The 20,207-nt window shown below is 63.7% G+C and carries 17 protein-coding genes; 6 read left to right on the top strand and 11 right to left on the bottom strand.

Features of this window, described 5'->3' with window-relative positions:
* Together NLY33_RS22320 and NLY33_RS22315 are read right to left on the bottom strand one after the other, a co-directional pair.
* Positions 1 to 654 (bottom strand): hypothetical protein, encoded by a 654-nt coding sequence (locus NLY33_RS22320; protein ID WP_023681574.1) that lies wholly within the window; start codon positions 652 to 654, stop codon positions 1 to 3.
* On the bottom strand, positions 651 to 950 hold the full coding sequence (locus NLY33_RS22315) for a DUF3572 domain-containing protein (RefSeq protein ID WP_023688310.1): 300 nt from the start codon (positions 948 to 950) through the stop codon (positions 651 to 653). The genes NLY33_RS22320 and NLY33_RS22315 overlap by 4 nt, the downstream gene beginning before the upstream one ends.
* A 239-nt stretch (positions 951 to 1,189) precedes the next feature.
* Between NLY33_RS22315 and NLY33_RS22310 the strand changes: the two genes are divergently transcribed.
* Positions 1,190 to 1,561: a response regulator gene (locus tag NLY33_RS22310; protein WP_023667574.1), complete on the top strand. Its 372-nt coding sequence runs from the start codon at positions 1,190 to 1,192 to the stop codon at positions 1,559 to 1,561.
* Positions 1,562 to 1,592: 31 nt separating this feature from the next.
* Entirely contained in the window at positions 1,593 to 2,966 is a 1,374-nt protein-coding gene (locus tag NLY33_RS22305; RefSeq protein ID WP_023688311.1) for a PleD family two-component system response regulator, read from the top strand.
* A 409-nt stretch (positions 2,967 to 3,375) separates the two neighbouring features.
* Here NLY33_RS22305 and rpmG read toward each other — a convergent pair whose 3' ends face one another.
* The 8 genes from rpmG to NLY33_RS22265 form a co-directional block, all read right to left on the bottom strand.
* Positions 3,376 to 3,543, bottom strand: coding sequence for a 50S ribosomal protein L33 (gene rpmG, locus NLY33_RS22300; protein WP_006201775.1), 168 nt, complete (start codon positions 3,541 to 3,543; stop codon positions 3,376 to 3,378).
* A 323-nt stretch (positions 3,544 to 3,866) separates the two neighbouring features.
* On the bottom strand, positions 3,867 to 4,322 hold the full coding sequence (locus NLY33_RS22295; RefSeq protein ID WP_023688312.1) for a YqfO family protein: 456 nt from the start codon (positions 4,320 to 4,322) through the stop codon (positions 3,867 to 3,869).
* A gap of 115 nt (positions 4,323 to 4,437) precedes the next feature.
* Complete coding sequence (locus tag NLY33_RS22290) at positions 4,438 to 5,613, bottom strand: MFS transporter (protein WP_023704546.1); 1,176 nt, start codon at positions 5,611 to 5,613, stop codon at positions 4,438 to 4,440.
* A gap of 79 nt (positions 5,614 to 5,692) precedes the next feature.
* The gene (locus NLY33_RS22285) at positions 5,693 to 6,433 is read right to left on the bottom strand and encodes an NUDIX hydrolase (protein ID WP_023688314.1); all 741 of its coding nucleotides are present in this window, start codon (positions 6,431 to 6,433) and stop codon (positions 5,693 to 5,695) included.
* Between the two features lie 87 nt (positions 6,434 to 6,520).
* Positions 6,521 to 6,973: a DUF983 domain-containing protein gene (locus NLY33_RS22280; RefSeq protein WP_031196518.1), complete on the bottom strand. Its 453-nt coding sequence runs from the start codon at positions 6,971 to 6,973 to the stop codon at positions 6,521 to 6,523.
* Complete coding sequence (gene rnr, locus NLY33_RS22275; protein ID WP_023704547.1) at positions 6,973 to 9,279, bottom strand: ribonuclease R; 2,307 nt, start codon at positions 9,277 to 9,279, stop codon at positions 6,973 to 6,975. The genes NLY33_RS22280 and rnr overlap by 1 nt, the downstream gene beginning before the upstream one ends.
* A 4-nt stretch (positions 9,280 to 9,283) precedes the next feature.
* Positions 9,284 to 11,950 carry a type I DNA topoisomerase gene (gene topA, locus NLY33_RS22270; protein WP_023704548.1) on the bottom strand — a complete coding sequence of 889 codons (2,667 nt, stop codon included), beginning with the start codon at positions 11,948 to 11,950 and terminating at the stop codon, positions 9,284 to 9,286.
* 316 nt (positions 11,951 to 12,266) lie between these two features.
* Positions 12,267 to 12,644 (bottom strand): COG4315 family predicted lipoprotein, encoded by a 378-nt coding sequence (locus NLY33_RS22265; protein WP_023704549.1) that lies wholly within the window; start codon positions 12,642 to 12,644, stop codon positions 12,267 to 12,269.
* A gap of 218 nt (positions 12,645 to 12,862) precedes the next feature.
* Between NLY33_RS22265 and NLY33_RS22260 the strand changes: the two genes are divergently transcribed.
* The 4 genes from NLY33_RS22260 to NLY33_RS22245 all read left to right on the top strand — a co-directional run bounded on the left by NLY33_RS22260 (position 12,863) and on the right by NLY33_RS22245 (position 17,990).
* Positions 12,863 to 13,612 carry a cytochrome c biogenesis CcdA family protein gene (locus tag NLY33_RS22260; RefSeq protein WP_023704550.1) on the top strand — a complete coding sequence of 250 codons (750 nt, stop codon included), beginning with the start codon at positions 12,863 to 12,865 and terminating at the stop codon, positions 13,610 to 13,612.
* Positions 13,613 to 13,734: 122 nt separating this feature from the next.
* A complete protein-coding gene (glmU, locus tag NLY33_RS22255) occupies positions 13,735 to 15,108 on the top strand; it encodes a bifunctional UDP-N-acetylglucosamine diphosphorylase/glucosamine-1-phosphate N-acetyltransferase GlmU (RefSeq protein ID WP_023704551.1) in 1,374 nt (457 codons plus the stop codon).
* 195 nt (positions 15,109 to 15,303) lie between these two features.
* A complete protein-coding gene (gene glmS / locus NLY33_RS22250; protein ID WP_023704552.1) occupies positions 15,304 to 17,127 on the top strand; it encodes a glutamine--fructose-6-phosphate transaminase (isomerizing) in 1,824 nt (607 codons plus the stop codon).
* Positions 17,128 to 17,219: 92 nt separating this feature from the next.
* Entirely contained in the window at positions 17,220 to 17,990 is a 771-nt protein-coding gene (locus NLY33_RS22245; protein WP_031193123.1) for a DUF502 domain-containing protein, read from the top strand.
* Here the strand turns inward: NLY33_RS22245 and recG are convergent.
* Complete coding sequence (gene recG, locus NLY33_RS22240) at positions 17,942 to 20,050, bottom strand: ATP-dependent DNA helicase RecG (RefSeq protein WP_023704553.1); 2,109 nt, start codon at positions 20,048 to 20,050, stop codon at positions 17,942 to 17,944. The two genes, NLY33_RS22245 and recG, sit on opposite strands and share 49 nt — an antisense overlap.
* Positions 20,051 to 20,207: the final 157 nt, after the last annotated feature.

Here is a 20,207-nt window from a genome sequence, read left to right as displayed (position 1 = left end):
TCAGAGTCCCAGCGCGCTAGCAATCTTTGGCGCGGCCTCGTGCCAGTCCTCGACGGAGATGATGTCGTCCGGCACCGGCGGCAGGAAGGCGCGCAGCGAATTGTCGGCCATCAGGTGGAAGAGATGGGCGTCGGCAACCGAGTTGCGTGCCGAGATGAGGTTGGCGGGCTGGTCGTCGACAAAGGCTACCGGCCGGCCTCTGCTACCACGCAATTTGGCCACCGCTGGTCCCTTGGCCATTTCGGTGGTCAATAGCGGATAGGGCAGACCGAGCGCATCGAGATGGGCGCGGCGGGCGGCGCGATGCCGGTGCGGCATGGCGGTCAAAAGGACGATCTCGACGCGGTCGCTGAGGCTGGCAAGCGCTTGTTCGGCACCGTCGGTAACGCTCTGCCAGTCGGCCTGCGTATCGAAGAAATCTCCGAGAAGTGCCGTCACCTCCGGCTGTTCGATCAGCCGGCCGCTCGCCGTTTCGGCAATGTTGCCGGTGAGGCGGAAGGAGGCCAGCGTCAGGCCGAAGCCGCGCGATTTCAGGAAATGCGGAAACGGCCGGATGAATTCGAGCACAACATCGTCGACATCGAGGATCAGCAGAGGCCGGTCGTCGGCTGCAAGTTCGGCGATCTGGCGTGCCGTCTCGGGATCGTCGCTCATATCGAATGCTCATGGTCGTCGCCGCCAAGAGGCAGCGCGCGCAACGCCTTGCCGACTGAGGCCGGCGGAGTGTCGGTTTCCTCAGCAAAGCGCAGCAAGGTCGGCTCGTGGGCGAGGATGAACTGCAGCACGCCGGCAAGGAATCCCGGTTCGGCCGCGGCGCGGCGGATGGCGGACGCCTCGATGCCGGTGATGGCCAGGAAGCGCGGCAGGAGTTCGGGGTCGGCGGCGACGAAGCCCAGTGCCTTCACGGCAATGGTTTCCGCTTCCTCGCGCATTGACGCTGCGTTTGCCATCACTACTTTCTCGTTGCGGAAATGAGTCTCTTTTCCGCAGTAATCGCAAGCGTCGCCTGCGGCAAGCCACAGCCCCGATCCAATGTGGTTTTCGAGGTGGAATCCGAATGGCTTTTGCCGCTTCGGGTTTGCATTTCGTCAATCATATTGCCTTAAGAGTGAGCGAGGGTTTGGTGTGCTTCGACAAAGGCGCATAGCGGCAGGGCTTCGGGCAGAAGCCTGGCCGGGACGGGAAATCGATGCCTAAGAAGGTCATGATCGTCGAGGACAACGAGCTCAATATGAAGCTCTTTCGCGACCTCATCGAAGCCAGCGGTTATGAAACGGTGCGCACGCGCAACGGGCTCGAGGCGCTCGATCTGGCGCGCCAGCACAGGCCCGACCTGATCCTGATGGACATCCAGCTGCCCGAAGTGTCGGGGCTGGAAGTGACGAAATGGCTGAAGGAGGACGACGACCTCCATTCCATTCCGGTCATCGCCGTCACCGCCTTCGCCATGAAGGGCGACGAGGAACGCATTCGCCAGGGCGGTTGCGAGGCCTACATCTCCAAGCCGATCTCGGTGCCGCGTTTCATCGAGACCATCAAATCCTATCTCGGTGATGCCTGATGCCTGATGCCTTCAGCCGGAGCCTTGTGACATGACCGCGCGGATCCTCGTCGTCGACGACATCCCTGCCAATGTCAAACTTCTCGAGGTTCGGCTGCTGGCCGAATATTTCGAGGTGTTGACGGCCTCCAACGGGCCGGACGCGATCGAGGCCTGCGAAAACGGCAAGGTCGATGTCGTGCTGCTCGACGTGATGATGCCCGGCATGGACGGGTTCGAGGTCTGCAAGCGGCTGAAAAGCGATCCGGCGACCGCGCATATACCGGTGGTCATGGTGACCGCGCTGGGCCATGTTGCCGACCGGGTGCGCGGCCTCGAGGCAGGCGCCGACGACTTTCTCACCAAGCCGGTCAACGATCTGCAACTGATGACGCGGGTGAAGAGCCTGGTCAGGCTGAAGTCGCTGACCGACGAGCTGCGGCTGCGCGCATCGACCACCCGCAACATCGGCATCGAGGCGCTGTTGAGCCGCAGCTTCGCGTCGGAGGACGCCACGCCGAAGGTGCTGTTGATCGACGAGCGCAAATCGTCGGTTGAGCGCATCCAGAACATGCTGCGCGGCAGCGCCGAGCTCGACATTGCCACCGATCCGCATGCCGGCTTCTTCCAGGCCGCCGAGGCGCCCTATGAGTGCGTGCTGATCTCGACCGGTTTTACCGATTTCGATCCGCTGCGGTTGTGTTCGCAATTGCGTTCGCTCGACCGCACCCGCTTCCTGCCGATCATCCTGATTGCCGACGAAGGCGAGGAGGGCCGCATCATCAGAGGCCTCGAACTCGGCATCAACGACTATCTGATGCGGCCGATCGACCAGCAGGAGCTGACGGCGCGGCTGCGCACGCAGGTGCGCCGCAAGCGCTACAATGACCAGCTGCGCGCCAGCGTCACCCAGACCATAGAGATGGCGGTGACCGACGCATTGACCGGGCTGCACAACCGCCGCTACCTCGACAGCCATTTGCAGACGCTGTTCGACCGCGCCGTGGCGCGGCGGCGGCCTCTGTCTGTGATGATCACCGATCTGGACCGCTTCAAGACCGTCAATGACTCGCATGGCCATGATGGCGGCGACGATGTGTTGCGCGAGTTCGCAAGGCGGCTGCGCAAGAACGTCAGGGGCATCGACCTTGCCTGCCGCTTCGGCGGCGAGGAATTCGTCGTTGTGATGCCGGACACGGACGGCGCGGTGGCGGAGAAGGTTGCCGAGCGCATTCGCGCCGAAATCGCCCAGCTGCCCTTTGCCATCGGCCCTGAAGGCAAGGCGATCGAAGTCACGGTCAGCGTCGGCGTGTCATCGGTTCTGAAGGGCGCGGACACGGTCGCGGCGTTGATGAAACGTGCCGACGTGGCGCTCTACGAAGCCAAAAGTGGCGGCCGCAACCGGGTCGTCGCCAAGGCAGCGTAGGCTAGGCCACCGATTATGCAGTCAATCGGACAGGGTTAGGAATTTACCTTAATCCAAGCGATTCGGCAGGCTTGGTTAAGAAACTATTGATTTTCAAACATTGTTGCGCAAATGTGCGGTGCAAGAACAAGGGCGATGCGGGCACGAGGGTAGACAGCCGCATCGCTTCGCCGAATACCCCATGATGCTCAGGTCCGCCGCATCTCCTGGGTCCGTGGGGTCGGCCGGCCGGCGCTGGCACATAGTGGCCTCCTCGTACCGCTGCCATACGCCGACCGGCCCCCTTTTTTGCCAAAAAATGAGATGAGCACTTCGCGCCAAACAGCGGAGGGTTCTGGCTTTTCGGGGCCTTGAATCAAAAACGCCGCCCGAAGGGGCGGCGCTTTTGACAGAGCGTATGAAAACCAGATTACTTGATCTTGGTTTCCTTGAACTCGACATGCTTCTTGGCGACCGGGTCGTATTTGCGGAACGACAGCTTGTCGGTCTTGGTACGGCTGTTCTTGCTGGTCACGTAGAAGAAACCGGTGTCGGCGGTCGACAGAAGCTTGATCTTGATGTTTGCGGCTTTGGCCATTGTATCAGTCCGTTATGTTCGTGGGGTTTTGGCCGCTGGAGCGGGGGAAAACACCCGGACGCGGGAAACTTGGCGCGACACATAAAGAACGTGCCCGGAAAGTCAAGCCCAACGCCTTGCCTGTGTCGTAAGCACATGAGTTGTCCGGATTAGGTAGCACATGGTTGTCCGGTTTTATCACCGGCTCGATGGAGGCTGAGGCTCAGGGCGTTCGAATCTTGAAAAGCCAAGCAATTGGCTTTTCGTCCGCTACGAGGCCGCTTCTCACCCCACAAGGAGAGAAGGTAAGGTCGCTGTTGCTCGCCCTCAGCGGGGCCGGATTTCTAGGCTTCTTCCTTAACTGGAAGCGCTTTCTTCCAGTCCCCGGTCGTGTTCCACCAGCGATTCGGATTGGCGCGGTCGTCCAGGCCCTTGGAGCGGCTGGCGAGGATTGGCTGGATGCGGATCACCGGCTCCTGGTAGGAATGCGCCTGGAAAATTGCCTCGACGACGCGGGCGGCGAGCACCTGGTCGTCGGGCAACTCGAACGAGACCTCGACGGTGCCGGGGCGGCGGCGCAGTTCGGTTTCGACCCCGGCGGCTGCACCTTCCAGCGGTCGGTAGCGTTCGATGCCGTGCGCCGTTTGATAGGCGTTGCGGTCGTATTTGCCCATTGCCAGCGGCGCGATCGCGACCACGGCGTCCATGATGCGGTCGACATCGGCTGCCGGGGCCTGGAAGCTGACAAGCAGCAGAAGCGTCATGCGCAGAGATGTGGTTTCAAAGCCGCTGTCGATCATCGCCGTATCCTCAAACTCGGGTTTTTTGGGACACCCTTTTAGCTGAGGTCTCCTGACACGGTTCTGTCAGCAGGGGCGACATCCGGTCAGGATTGCGCAGGCTGCGGCGGACAGGCTACCAGATCTTGCGGATCAGCCTGGCGCTGACCAAGGCGATATAGGCGGCAAAGAACAGGCCGAGCGACCAGCCGAAGCCGGAGGGCCCGAAGGCATCCATGCCGATGCCGATCGCCTGCGGGCCAAGCACCATGCCGACGCCGTAGCAGAGCACGAAGGCGGCGTTGGCCGAGGCCAGTTCATGGCCGGAGAGCTGCGAGCCCAGATGGGCAAGGCCGATCGTGTACATGGCGGCCACCACGCCGCCCCAGACGAACAGAAGCGCCGCCATCAGGTGCCAATTGCCGGCGAAGAACGGCATGAAGATGGTGCCGGCAAGTCCGACCGTGGCGCAGGCCAAAAGCAGATAGCGGCGGTCTGAGACGCGGTCGCTGATCATACCGATAGGGATCTGCAACAGCACGTTGCCGAGGCCGATCATGGTGAGCAGGAGGGCTGCATCCGCCTCGGAATAGCCGATGCGGTTGCCATAGACGGGGAACAGCGCAAAGCCGCCGGTCTCGACAGCGCCGAACACCAGCACGGCGGCGGTAGCTGTCGGCACCAGCCAGATATAGCGCAGGAAGTTGCTGGTTTCGCCGTCAACCACGATTGTGGGACTTTCATTCCGTGCGGCCAGCACCGGGATTGCGGCCAGCGCGACCAGGACGATGATGACGCCGAACGGCAAGAAGCCGGTGCTGCCGATATAGGCGAAGATCCATGGCCCGGCGGCGAAGCCGAGCGACAGCACGGTGGCGTAGATGCCGAGCACCAGGCCGCGCCGTCGCGGCGGCGCCGAGGTGCTGATCCAGAATTCCGACAGGATGAACAGCACCGTCAGCGCGATGTGCAGCACGATGCGTAGTGGGAACCACATCCAGAAGTCCGGCGCGAAGTGGAAGCCGACAAAGGCGAGCGCGCCGGCGGCGATCATGGCGATCATCGTCCAGGCGACGCCGAAGCGCATCGCCAGCGGCGTGGCCAGCGGGGCGCCGGCGATCGAGGCGAGGCCGGCGACCGCGGTGTTGAGGCCGATCATCGATGCCGAGTGGCCGCGGCTCTCGAGAATAACGCTGAGCAGCGGCATGCCGAGGCCTATGGCGATGCCGACGACGCTGATCGACGAGATCGCGGCGATCATCGGTAGCCAATGTACGCGCTCGTCGCCCTCTTGCTGGGTATCGACCGTCATGTGATGCCTGAATACTCTGTCTGTTTGATATTGCGTAATTCCGGACGGAAAACCGCGTCACACTTTTCCTGGAATTGCTCTAAAGAATTTCGCGAACGAAGCGGTTGCGGACAAGCCGGTAGAACGGCACGGACCCACCGGGTCGCAGGCGCGGATCGCCGGCAAGCCGCGTCTCCAGCTCCTGCAAGATCGTTCGGGTGATGTCGGGGATATCGGCCTCTCTAGCCTTGGCGAGCGGCAGCCAGACCAGTTCTTCCAGCTCATTGGTCGGGCCGCCACCCGGCAGTTCCACGGCGACATCGCTGCGCCAGGCGCTGAAGAAGCGGGTGTCGAAACGACGCACGCGATTGGGCGGGGTGATGGCGCGGGCAATGAAGCGCAGCGGCGCCAGCGAAGGCTGGACGCCGTGCTCGACAAAGCCCTGCCAGTCGCGTTTGTCGGTTGCGAACGAGCCTTTGTGGCCGATGAGCAGGCCGGCTTCCTCATAAGTCTCGCGGATGGCCGAGAGCGCGATGGCACGGGCCCGCGACGGGCTGATGCGGCCGACGCCGGCGGTCAGCCTGGCTTCTTCCTCCGGAAGCAATGGGGTGGCAACGGCAATGCGGCTGTCGGCCGAATCGGTGCGGCCGCCGGGAAAGACGAACTTGCCGGGCATGAAGGCGTGGCCTGCATGGCGCCGGCCCATCAGCACCAGAATCTCGTCGCCCTCGCGGTCGAGCAGGATCAGGGTGGCGGCATCGCGCGGGCGTATGGGCAGGCCGCTGTGGGCGGCTGCGCCACGGTCCATCCTGCTGACTTCCGCCTTGGTCATACCTTCCATGCGCAGGACCTAGCGGAAACTTCTGGCAAACGAAAGTGGCCTTTCACGGTCGGCATGTTGCGCCAGGCGACATTGCCCTGACGCAAACTAGGTTCCGGGATGCGGCTCGGTGCCGTCTTTTTCGCCGCCGAAGCCGTGCATATAGAGCGCCCATTGCAGTCCGATGACGGCGCCCTTGACCGGTTGCAGCAGAGCGACCGACAGCACGATGGTCAACGGCACCCAAATGGCGATGTGCTGCCACATGGAGAGCGTCGACGTCGCCTCGACGCCCATGAAGGCGCCGAGAACGATGTGGCCGACGATGACGATGACGAGATAAGCGGGCAGGTCGTCGGCGCGGTGGTGGTGGAACTCCTCACCGCACGCGGCGCATTTGTCGACGCTTTTGGTGAAGCCGGCGAATAACCTGCCTTCGCCGCAATACGGGCAGCGGCCAAGGGCGCCGCGCTTCATCGCCGTCCACAGCGGGCGGGCGACTCGGCCCGAATGATGTTCGCCGCCGAAAACCTGCTTCTGGATTCCCATTTCGCTTGCCATTATCGTCTCCTGCCGCGCGACCCCGGGCGCGATTGCGACGCGCGGGCGCGGCCTTTTGCCTTGTGAAACGACCGTTTGGAGCCGGGCAGGGGCTTCGGGTCGGTCAGCATCTCGAAACGCATCGCGCCGGCCATAGGCGCCACCTCGATCAGGCGAACCTCGACGCGGTCGGCAAGCTGATAGCCCTTGCCGGTGCGTTCTCCGAACAGCGATCGCGCGGTTTCGTCATATATATAGTAATCGCCATCCAGACTTGACACCGGGATGAAGCCATCTGCGCCAAACTGCGGCAATTGGACAAATAGTCCCGATTTGGTGACGCCCGAAATGCGGGCGTCGAAGCGGTCGTCGATGCGCTCGGCGAGGTAGGCAGCGATCAGCCGGTCGACGGTGTCGCGCTCGGCCGCCATGGCGCGGCGCTCGGTGCCGGAGATCAGCACCGCGACGTCTTCCAGCCGCGTCTCTTCGTCCTGCGTCAGCCCGCCAGGGCCGAGCCCAAGTGCGGCAATCAGCCCGCGATGCACGATCAGATCGGCATAGCGGCGGATCGGCGAGGTGAAATGCGCGTAGCGCTTCAGGTTGAGGCCGAAATGGCCGATGTTCTTGGGCGAATATTCGGCCTGACTCTGCGAGCGCAGCACCACTTCGTTGACCAGCCCCTCATTGTCGGCGCCACGCACGCGCTCGAGAATGCCGTTGAACTGGGCGGGTCGCATCTGCGCGCCACGCGCCAGCGACAGGCCGAGCGTCTGCAGGAACTCGCGCAGCGATTCCTGCTTGGCCAGCGACGGCGCATCGTGGACCCGGTAGACCAGCGCCTGCTTCTTCGCTTCCAGCGTTTCGGCGGCGGCGACATTGGCCTGGATCATGAATTCTTCGATCAGCTTGTGGGCGTCGAGCCGCTCCGGGACGATGACGCGGTCGACGGTGCCGTCCGGCTTGAGCAGGATCTTGCGCTCCGGCAGATCAAGCTCGAGCGGCTGGCGGCCATCGCGGCCGCGCTTCAGGATGGCGTAGGCGTCCCACAGCGGCTTCAGCACCGTATCGAGGATCGGGCCGGTCTTGTCGTCAGGAAGGCCGTCTATCGCGGCCTGGGCCTGCGGATAGGCGAGCTTTGCCGCCGATTTCATCATGACGCGGTGGAAGGTGTGACGCAGCTTGCGGCCATCGGCGGCAAAAATCATGCGCACGGCAAGCGCGGGACGGTCCTGGCCTTCGCGCAGCGAGCACAGGTCGTTGGAGATGCGCTCTGGCAGCATCGGCACGACGCGGTCGGGGAAATAGACAGAATTGCCGCGTTTCAGCGCCTCGCGATCGAGTGCGGTGCCATAGCGGACATAGGTCGCAACATCGGCGATCGCCACTGTGGCGATCACGCCGCCGGGGTTCTTCTCATCGAGGTCGGGCGTGGCGAAGACGGCGTCGTCATGGTCCTTGGCGTCGGCCGGGTCGATGGTCACCAGCGGCAGGTCGCGCCAGTCCTCGCGGTGAGCAAGCGTCGCCGGCTTTACAGCCTCGGATTCGGCGATGACGTCGGCCGGGAAGATATGCGGAATGTCGTGCGCGTGGATGGCGATCATCGAGACCGCCTTTTCGCTGGTCAGCGAGCCCAGCACCGCCAGCACTTTTGCGCGCGGCAAACCATACCGGGAGGCCCGCGCCGGCTCGACCTCGACAAGGTCGCCGTTCCTGGCGCCGTTCTGGAATTCCTTGTCGACGATCAGTTCGGGCTGGCGACGTTCGACCGGCTCGATTCGGAAGGTGCCGTCCCTCAGGATACGGAAGACGCCCAGCACGGCATCTGTCCGCTTCTCGAAAATCTTCATTACGCGGCCCGTATAGGCAGGCCCGGTCGCCTCGTCGGTCGGGAAGGTCTTGGCCAGCACACGATCGCCAATGCCCGGCTGCGGGCCATTGCCGCCGCGCGAGACGCGGATCGAGACGACGGGCGGTTCGCCGGTGCCTACGGGCTCGGCAGGATGCGCCAGCAGGATGCCGTCGCCATCGCGGCCAAAAATGTCGAGTACGGCGACATGCGACAAGGCGCCGACACGGGCCAGCCGTTTGCGCTCCTTGGTCAGGATGCCTTCGTCCTGCAGGTCGCGCAGGATGTCCTTCAGCCAAATGCGGTCGTCGCCGCGCAAGGCAAACGCCTTGGCGATGTCGCGTTTTCCCGCGCGGTCGGGGTTCTCGGCGATGTAGCGCAGGATTTCGTCACGCGACGGGCGATAGTCGTCCTTGACCTTGGCGCGGGTATCGGCGGTGCGCGGATCGCCGTGGCTTCTACCGGTGATCCTGCGCGCCACGCTGCTATCCCTTTTTCTTCGCCGCCGGCTTCTTGGTCGCCGATTTCTTGGCTGTGGTTTTCTTGCCAGTGGTTGTCTTGCCAGTGGTTGTCTTGGCTGCGGGGGCCTTGGCGGCTGCCGCCTTGCGGAACGGCTTCTTGCCGCCGCCGCCCTTGGCTTCCTTCTCGGCAATCAGCGCCACCGCGTCCTCGACGGTCACCGACTGCGGATCCTTGCCCTTGGGCAGTGTCGCGTTGACCTTGCCGTAGTTGACATAGGGCCCGTATTTGCCATCGCGCACGACGATCTTGCCGCCGCCATCGGGATGGTCGCCGAGTTCCTTCAGCGCGGCAGCAGTGCCGCCATTGCGGCCGCCCTTGCCCTTCAGCTGCTTCTCGGCGATCACGGTGACAGCGCGGTTGAGGCCGATCGAGAACACATCCTCTATGCTGTCGACATTGGCATAGGTGCCATCATGCAAAACGAACGGACCATAGCGGCCAAGCCCGGCGGAGATCATCTTGCCGGATTCAGGATGCTTGCCGATATCGCGCGGCAGCGACAGCAGCGCCAAGGCCTTTTCATGGTCGATCGAGTCGGGCGTCCAGCCCTTGGGCAGGCTGGAGCGCTTGGCTTCCTTGCCGTCGCCGCGCTGGATATAAGGACCGAAGCGGCCTGAGCGCAGCGTGATTTCCTCTGCTGTGTAGGGATCGTTGCCGAGCACCTTGGTGGCGTCCTCGCCGCCGCCATTCTCGCCATTCGGGTTGGCGGCATCGCCGAGTTGGCGGGTAAAGGAACATTCCGGATAATTGGAGCAGCCGACGAAGGCGCCGAACTTGCCGAGTTTCAGCGACAGATTGCCGGAGCCGCATTTTGGGCAGATGCGGGGATTCGAGCCATCCTCCCGCGCGGGGAACACCAGCGGCGCCAGTTCCTCGTTCAGCGCATCGAGCACGTCGGTGACGCGCAGTTCCTTGATGTCGGCGACGGCGCCGGAAAAGTCTTTCCAGAAGTCGCGCAGCACGTCCTTCCAGGCGAGCTTGCCGTCGGAAATCTCGTCAAGCTTTTCCTCGAGTGAGGCCGTAAAGTCGTATTCGACATAGCGCTCGAAGAAGCTTTCGAGGAAAGCCGACAGCAGCCGGCCCTTGGCCTGCGGCACCAGCCGGCGCTTGTCGATGGTGACGTAGTCGCGGTCTTCCAACGTCTTCAGGATCGCGGTGTAGGTCGACGGACGGCCGATGCCGAGCTCTTCCAGCTTCTTGATCAGCGACGCCTCGGAGTAGCGCGGCGGCGGCTCGGTGGTGTGCTGGGTGGCATTGATCGCCTGACGGGCCAGCTGCTCGCCGGCACGGATCTCGGGCAGACGACGGTTTTCCTCGTCTTCGGCGTCGTCGTCCTTCTGGTCGGTGTAGGCGGCGATGAAGCCGTCGAAGCGAACGACGGAACCGACGGCGCGAAGCTCCGCGGTGCGAGCGCCATTGACCGCCTCGATTTCGACCGTGGTACGCTCGATCTCGGCCGACTGCATCTGGCTGGCGATGGCGCGCTTCCAGATCAATTCGTAAAGCCGCAGCTGGTCGGAATCGAGATACTGCCTGACCGAAGCCGGCGTGCGCATGAAATCGGTCGGGCGGACCGCCTCGTGCGCTTCCTGGGCATTCTTAGCCTTGGCTGTGTACTGGCGCGGCTTTTCCGGGAGGTATCGTGGGCCGAATTCCTTGGCGATGGTGTCGCGGGCGGCGTCGATCGCCTCCGGCGCCATCTGCACGCCGTCGGTTCGCATATAGGTGATCAGGCCGGTGGTCTCGCCGCCGATCTCCATGCCTTCATAGAGGCGCTGCGCCACCTGCATGGTGCGCGTCGCCGAAAAGCCGAGGCCCGACGATGCCGCCTGCTGCAGCGTCGAAGTGGTGAAGGGCGGGCCAGGATTGCGCCTTGTCGGTTTGGCTTCCACCGACAGAGCCTTGAAGGTCGCGCCTTCGAGCATGCCCTTGATATCGTCGGCCTGCGCCTTGCTGGCGATGTCGAGCTTCTGCAGCTTCTTGCGCTCGAACGCGGTCAGCCGCGCCTCGAAGCTGTCGTTACGTGGCGTGCCGAGGAGGGCAGCGATCTGCCAGTATTCCTCGCGGATGAAGCGCTCGATCTCGGATTCGCGGTCGCAGACCAGGCGCAGCGCCACCGACTGGACGCGGCCGGCCGAACGGGCGCCCGGCAATTTGCGCCACAGCACCGGCGACAGCGTGAAGCCGACGAGATAATCGAGTGCGCGGCGAGCCAGATAGGCATCGACCAATGGTGCATCGATCTGGCGCGGATTGGCCATCGCTTCCAGCACCGACGACTTGGTTATGGCATTGAAGACGACGCGGCTGACCGGCTTGTCCTTCAACACGCGCTTCTGCTTGAGCACCTCCAGCACGTGCCAGGAAATGGCTTCGCCCTCGCGATCCGGATCCGTGGCGAGGATCAAGCCATCGGCATCCTTGACCGCGTTGGCGATGTCGGTGAGACGCTTTCCGGACGCGGTGTCGACCGCCCAGGACATGGCGAAATCCTCGTCGGGACGCACCGAACCATCCTTGGCCGGCAGATCGCGGACATGGCCGAACGAGGCCAGAACCTTGAAGTTCTTGCCGAGATACTTGTTGATTGTCTTTGCCTTGGCCGGCGATTCGACGACGACGACGTCCATGAGGTCTCATATCAGCTGTGGGGCGGCAGAAGAATTCCGCTGCGTGACGCATTCAATTGGTCGCTCACATGGCCGCGCTTTTGCGATCGGTCAAGGGCAAGCGGCCAAAATGCGGAGGCGTGTGCCGCAATACACTCTTAGAGTGTATGGAGAAGATCACAAAATTTCTGTCTGGGACGGTTCGTGTTTCGAGCCACCGGGAAAGGCGCCGCGACTAGTTCGTGCTGCGCGTAAATGCCGAACTGGTCGCCGGGTCGCTTGGAGCCGGCGGCCAGCCGAGTCCCGCCGATGGGGTGCGGGATAGAGGTTCGGACGATCAGTCGGCCTTGACGATGTGCCAGACTTCGCCGACGCCGTCGCCGGTGATGTCACCGGCCTTCTTGTCCTTGATGAAGGTGTAGACCGGCTTGCCGTCATAGGCCCACATCTTGGTGCCGTCGGTGCGGTCGACGATGGTCCATTCGTCGTCCGCCTTGGCGCCGTCCTCGGCCTTCAGCGGCGGCCAGTTGGTGGCGCATTTGTCGTAGCAGTTGGTCTTGCCCTTCTCGTCCTTGTCATAGGTATAGAGCGTCATGCCATTGGCATCGGTGTAGATCTTGGTGCCACCGACATCGGCTTCCTTCCACGCTTCGGCGGCGAAGGATGCGGCGGTGCTGAGCAGAAGGGCGGCCAGGCCGACAGTGATGCTTTTCATGGAAATCTCCCTGGTGATCCGACGAAGCGCGCAGAAATCGCGGCTTCGCTGTGTGAACGCTCGGCGAGGGGCATTTCTTCCCCGACTTGGTCAACTTGGGATTGGTCGGTAACAATTCGTCCGGCCGGACCGTATGTGTAGCCAAATGCCACACGATGGTGATTGGCGAACACGGTTTTCCACCGCTATACCGGCGCCAAGGAATCTGGAGTTCTGGAATGCCATTGGACATCGGCTATGTCAGCGCGGTCGGAGCGGGGGCGATCTCGTTCCTGTCGCCTTGCGTGCTGCCGCTGGTGCCTCCCTATCTCTGCTACATGGCCGGCGTGTCGGTCGACGATTTTCGCGGTGACGATGCCGGCGTCACGGCCAAGGCCGGCGCCCGCGGCGCGCTCATCTATTCCTCGCTCGCCTTCGTACTCGGTTTCTCCACCGTGTTCGTGGCGCTTGGCGCCGGCGCCTCGACCATCGGCCACTGGCTGCGCGTCTGGCAGGAGCCGCTGGCGATGGCGGCCGGGGTGCTGATCATCCTGATGGGGCTGAATTTCCTCGGCATCCTGCGCATACCACTTCTGTCGCGCGAGGCGCGCTTTCAGTCGCAGGGCAAGCCTGCCAGCATGGTCGCCGCCTATGTCATGGGGCTGGCCTTCGCCTTTGGCTGGACGCCGTGCATCGGCCCGGTGCTGGGGCCGATCCTGACCTTGGCCGGCGGCCGCGAGACGGTGGGCGAGGGGGCGCTGCTGCTCGCCGCCTATTCGCTTGGCCTCGGCATTCCGTTCCTGATCGCTGCCCTGTTCTCCGGCGCCTTCATGCGCTTCCTCGGCAGGTTCCGCGTCCATCTCGGCCGCGTCGAAAAAGCCATCGGCGCGCTGCTGGTCGTCGCCGGCGTGTTCTTCCTCACCGGCGGCGTGCAGACGGTGTCCTACTGGCTGCTGGAGAATGTTCCGGTGCTGGGCCGGCTGGGGTAGAGATCCGCTGATCGAGAGTGAACTGCCTCATCACCTCACCGGAATTTAACCCCATTGGTGCAGCATGGCGCCAGATGCTACCACTCTGCGATTCCTGATCCCATTCATACGGTTGTCCTTCCATGAGCCAGAGATCCTGCTTGTCCGTCATTCTCGCCGCCGGCGAAGGCACGCGCATGAAGAGCGCGATGCCGAAGGTGCTGCACCAGATCGCCGGACTGCCGATGGTCGCCCATGTGGTGAAAGCGGCCGAGGCCGCCGGCGCCCGCAGCCAGGCGCTGGTGATCGGCCATGGCGCCGATGATATGCGCAAGGCGGCGGCGAAATTCGCGCCCAAGGCCGAGACCTTCGTGCAGGAGAAGCGGCTCGGCACTGCGCATGCCGTGCTGGCTGCGCGCGATGCGATATCAAAGGGTTATGACGATATTCTCGTGATGTTCGGCGACACGCCGCTGATCGACGCTGAAGCCCTGGTGACCGCGCGGCAAAAGCTTGCCGATGGCGCGGCTGTTGTGGTGATCGGCTTCCGCCCGCCCAGCCAGACCGGCTATGGCCGGCTGATCGAAAAGGGCGGCAAGCTCACCGCCATCCGCGAGGAGAAGGACTGCTCCGCCGAGGAAAAGAAGATCGGCTTCTGTAATGCCGGCATGATGGCGGTGGCGGGCAAGCATGCGCTCGACCTGCTCGACCTGGTTGGCAACAAGAACGCCAAGGGCGAGTTCTATCTCACCGACATCGTCGAGATCGCCAGTGCGAAAGGGCTCGATGTCGTTGCCACCGAAACCAGCTTCGAGAGTGCGCTCGGCATCAACAACCGAGCCGAACTGGCGCAGGCCGAAGGCATCTGGCAGGTGCGCCGGCGCTACGAGGCCATGCGGTCGGGCGTAACGCTGATCGCGCCGGAAACCGTGTATTTCTCGCATGACACCGAAATCGGCGCCGATACGATCGTCGAGCCCAATGTCTGGTTCGGACCGGGCGTGAAAATTGCAACCGGCGCCAAGATCCACGCTTTCAGCCACATCGAAGGCGCCACCATTGCCTCCAACTGCGTTGTCGGGCCGTTCGCGCGGCTGCGGCCGGGTGCCGATCTTCGCAACAAGGCGAAGGTCGGCAATTTCTGCGAGGTCAAGCAGGCGGTCATCGAGGAAGGCGCCAAGGTCAATCATCTGACTTATATCGGCGATGCCCGTGTGGGCGCGGGGGCCAATATCGGCGCCGGCACCATTACCTGCAACTATGACGGCTACTCGAAGTTTTTCACCGACATCGGCGAGGGCGCCTTCATCGGTTCGAACTCGTCGCTGGTGGCGCCGGTTACGATCGGCAAGGGCGGCTACATCGCCTCGGGTAGCGTCATAACCGAAAGCGTGCCGGACGATGCGCTGGCCTTCGGCCGCGCCCGCCAGAAGACCATTCCCGGCAAGGGCAAGGAATTGCGCGAGCGCTTCGCGTCTGCCGCAGCGGCGAAGAAAAAGGCCGGCACCGACCATTAACCGCCGAAGCAATTGAACAACCGAGGAATTGCGGTAACCGGATTGCAAGAGCGGTGTGTCATAGTGCATCGGGTTGAGAAGCGTTCCGTTACAGCAGACGAAACGCAAAGTGACTTTCGCGGCGGGCCGGCAATCCCTAGATAGCGCTGGTTTTCCATCGGGACTGGTTTTCCAGCGGGAATTGGGGGCAGGCATATGTGCGGTATCGTCGGAATTGTCGGCCAGAGCCAGGTCGCGCCGCTCATCGTCGATGCGCTGAAGCGGCTGGAATATCGCGGCTATGACTCGGCCGGTGTCGCCACGGTCGAGCATGGCCGGCTTGGCCGCCGCCGCGCCGAAGGCAAGCTGATCAACCTCGAACGCCGGCTGAAGGACGAGCCGCTCAATGGCACGATCGGCATCGGCCACACGCGCTGGGCCACGCATGGCGTGCCCAACGAGACCAACGCCCATCCGCATTTTTCCGACGGCGTCGCCATCGTACACAACGGCATCATCGAGAATTTCGCCGAACTGCGCGACGAACTGATCCGCGACGGCTATTCCTTCTCGTCACAGACCGACACCGAGGTCGTGGCGCACCTGGTGGCGCGCGAACTCGCCAAAGGGTTGAAGCCGATCGAGGCGGCGCATCAGGCGCTGAAGCGACTGGAAGGCGCCTTTGCTCTGGCCATCATGTTCACCGGCGACGAGGACCTCATCGTCGGCGCCCGCAATGGCCCTCCGCTGGCCGTCGGCCATGGCGATGGCGAGATGTTTCTGGGCTCCGACGCCATCGCGCTGGCGCCCTTCACCAATTCCATCACCTACCTTGAAGACGGCGACTGGGCGGTGGTGCGCCGCGATGGCGTCACCATCTTCGACATCGACGGCAAAGAGGTTGCCCGCAAGCGCCAGCAATCACTATCGACCAGTTTCATGGTCGATAAGGGCAACCGCCGCCATTTCATGGAAAAGGAAATCCATGAACAGCCCGAGGTGATCTCGCATACGCTGGCGCACTATGTCGATTTCGTCTCTGGCGTGTCGAAGCCGCTGGAACTGCCGTTCGACTTTGCCAAGATCTGCCGGCTGGCGATCTCGGCCTGCGGCACCGCCTATCTCGCGGGGTTGATCAGCAAATACTGGTTCGAGCGCTATGCGCGGCTGCCGGTCGACATCGATGTCGCCTCGGAGTTCCGCTACCGCGAAATGCCGCTATCGGCTGATGACGCGGCCTTCTTCATCTCGCAGTCGGGCGAAACCGCCGACACGCTGGCGTCGCTGCGCTATTGCCGCAAGGCGGGCATGAAGATCGGCGCCATCGTCAATGTGCGCGAATCGACCATGGCGCGCGAATCCGACGTCGTGCTGCCGACGTTGGCCGGGCCGGAGATCGGCGTCGCCTCGACCAAGGCTTTCACCTGCCAGCTTTCGGTGCTGGCCTCGCTGGCGGTGCGTGCGGGTGTGGCGCGCGGCACGATCTCGAAGGATGAGGAAAAGACGCTGGTGCGCGCTCTTTCGGAGGCGCCTCGCTACGCCAACCAGGTACTGAAGCTCGAAGAGCAGATCGAGCGCATCGCGCGCGAAATCTCGCGCTACAAGGACGTGCTCTATCTCGGACGCGACACCAATTTCCCGCTGGCCATGGAAGGCGCGCTGAAACTCAAGGAAATCTCCTACATCCATGCCGAGGGTTATGCCGCGGGCGAACTGAAGCACGGGCCGATCGCGCTGATCGACGAGAACATGCCGGTCATCGTCATCGCGCCGCATGATCGCATCTTCGAAAAAACCGTGTCGAACATGCAGGAAGTGGCGGCGCGCGGCGGCAAGATCATCCTGATCACCGACGCCAAGGGCGCGGCGCAGGTCAGCGTCAAGACGATGGAGACGATCATCCTGCCCGACGTGCCGGAAATCATCTCGCCGATCATCTATGCGCTGCCGATCCAGATGCTGGCCTACTACGCCGCCGTGTTCATGGGGACGGACGTCGACCAGCCGCGCAACCTGGCGAAATCGGTGACGGTGGAGTAGTCGGCGCTCATCGGGGGTCTAAAAAACTTCGCAGTTCCAAAGCGCCGTCCGCTTCACTAGTGTGGCGCTGCAACCCGCGTCCCCGGTGAACCATGTCCGATGCTCCCAGAACTTCAGGCATGACCCGGCTGAGGAACTATTTCCTCACAGGCTTTATCGTCTGCGCGCCGCTGGCGATCACCGCCTATATCGCCTGGTCGTTCGTCGGCTGGGTCGATTCCTGGGTGAAGCCGTACATTCCGGCGCGCTACAGCCCCGACACCTATTTGCCGTTTCCGGTGCCCGGCTTCGGCCTGATCGTGGCGCTCGTGCTGATCACGCTGATCGGCTTCATGACCGCCAACATCGTCGGTCGCGCCATCGTCAATTTCGGCGAACGGCTGCTTGGCCGTATGCCGCTGGTGCGCGGCATCTACGGTTCGCTGAAGCAGATTTTCCAGACGGTGCTGTCGAACAAGGGCGATATGTTCCGCCAGGTCGGGCTGGTCGAATATCCGCGAAAAGGCGTCTGGTCGCTGGTCTTCGTCGCCAGCGAGAAGGAAACCGAGATCAACCAGAAGCTCGACCATGCAGGCGACCCGATGATCGCCGTGTTCATGCCGTGCACGCCGAACCCTACCACCGGTTTCCTGATGTACGTGCCGAAATCCGACATCGTGCTGCTCGACATGACGATCGAGGACGGCGCCAGGCTGATCGTCTCGGCCGGGCTGGTGGCGCCCGAAGTCAAGCCGAAAATGGTGACGATGAACGGCCAGCCGATCGACGGAGATCTCGCCAACCCGCCGCTTGGCGGGCTGATCGCCGAGGGCGCTCAGCCGGCGCGCAAGAGCCGTACGGCCTCGTCGCGGCCGAACAAATAGAGCAGCAGGCGCAGCGCCTCGCCGCGCTCAGACTGTAGTTCCGGGTCGCGCGACAGGATCAGCCTTGCATCGTCGCGGGCTGCTTCGAGCAAGTCGGCGTGCACCTCGATGCGCGCCACCTGGAAGCCCGGCGTGCCGGACTGGCGGGTGCCGAGCAATTCGCCTTCGCCGCGCAGCTTCAGATCCTCTTCGGCGATCAGGAACCCGTCCTCGGTCTCGCGCATCACCGACAGCCGGCGCTTTGCCGTCTCGCCGAGCGGGTCCTTGTAGAGCAGCACGCAGGAAGAAGGCTTGTCGCCGCGCCCGACGCGGCCGCGCAGCTGGTGCAGTTGCGCCAGGCCAAAACGCTCGGCGTGTTCGATGACCATGATCGTGGCGTCCGGCACGTCGACGCCGACCTCAATAACGGTGGTGGCGATAAGGATGCGGGTTTCGCCGGCCTTGAAGGCGCGCATCGCCTCGTTCTTTTCGGCGCCCTTCATGCGGCCGTGCACGAGGCCGATGCGATCGCCGAACAAGGGCTGCAGCGAGGCAAAACGGTCCTCGGCCGACATAAGCTTGATCTCTTCGGATTCCTCGACCAGCGGGCAGATCCAGTAGATCTTCTGACCGTCGGCAACCGCGTCCAGCATGCGACCGACCAGCTCGTCAAGCCGTTCCAGCGGCAGCGTGACGGTGCGGATCGGCTGGCGGCCGATCGGTTTTTCCGTCAGCTTGGAGACGTCCATGTCGCCGAAGGCGGTCAGCACCAGAGTGCGCGGGATCGGCGTCGCCGTCATCACCAGCATGTCGGGGGCGTCGCCCTTGGCGGTGATGGCAAGCCGCTGGTGGACGCCGAAGCGGTGTTGCTCGTCGACCACGGCAAAGACGAGGTCGTGATAGGTCACCGTTTCCTGGAACAGCGCATGGGTGCCGACGACGATGTCGATCTCGCCGCTGGCGAGACCTGATAGCGTTTCAGTGCGTTCGCGGCCCTTTTCGCGGCCGGTCAGGATAGCGACGCGCAGGCCGGCCTGTTCGGCCAGCGGCGTGATTGTCGCCAGATGCTGGCGCGCCAGGATTTCGGTCGGCGCCATCAAGGCCGCCTGGCCGCCGGCCTCGACTGCGCGCCCCATGGCCAGCAGCGCCACCACCGTCTTGCCGGAGCCGACATCGCCTTGCAGCAGGCGCAGCATGCGCTCGGGGTCGGCCAGATCGGCATTGATTTCGGCAAGCGCGAATTCCTGGCTGCCGGTCAATGAATAGGGCAGGGCTGCGCGCAGTTTCTCGACGATGCGACCGTCGCCGATGAGCGGCCGGCCCGACAGGCGGCGCACTTTTGCCCGCACCAATGCCAGCGAGACCTGGCCGGCGAGAAGCTCGTCATAGGCAAGGCGGCGCCATGCCACCCCCTCGATGGCGACATCGATCGGGTCCGCGGGATAGTGGATGCGGGCGAGCGCGTCGGCGAAGGCGGGGAAAGTCTGCTTGCGCATGAAGGCGCCGTCCTGCCATTCCGACAATTCCGGCAGCCGGCCGAGCGCCTGGCCGATGGCGCGGCGCAGCACCTTGCCCGACAGGCCGGCGGTCAGCGGATAGACCGGTTCGACCAGCGGCAGTGTTTCCGCCTCGCTCACCAGGGCGATATGGTCGGGATGGACCATGGTCGGGCGGCCGTTGAACCATTCCATACGGCCGGAGACGACGACATGCTCGCCCACCGGCATCGCTTTTTCGAGATAGGCGGCATGGGCGTGGAAGAAGGTCAGGCCGATCTCGCCGGTGTCGTCATGGGCATAGACGCGGTAAGGCACCGACCGGTTGCCGCGCGGCGGCGGCTGGTGGCGGTCGATGCGCACGTCGAGCGTGACGATGGAGCCGGCCGGCGCAAGCGCGATGCCGGGACGATTGCGGCGGTCGATGACGGTGTGCGGCAGCACGAACAACAGGTCGCCGGCGCGCGCCGGCCGTTCGCCGAGATCGGCCGCCACCACCTTCTCGATCAGAGCGCCAACCTTGGGGCCGACGCCGGCAAGCGAAGTGATGGGCACGAAGAGAGGGTCGAGGAGGGAGGGGCGCATGGCTTTACCCTCCCCCCTGTGGGGAGGGTCGATCCGCGAAGCGGAGCGGGGTGGGGGTAGGTGCGCGTCTAACTTCAGAAGAAGGCGGCGCACCAGCGCAGCACCCCGTCTCACCCGCTTCGCTTTGCGATGCGTGCTCGCCGACCCTCCCCACAAG

Source organism: Mesorhizobium sp. C432A, assembly GCF_030323145.1.
In the GTDB taxonomy this organism is placed as follows: Bacteria; Pseudomonadota; Alphaproteobacteria; order Rhizobiales; family Rhizobiaceae; genus Mesorhizobium.
Note: the sequence above shows the minus strand (reverse complement) of the source record. Positions and strands in the feature narration are given on the sequence as shown.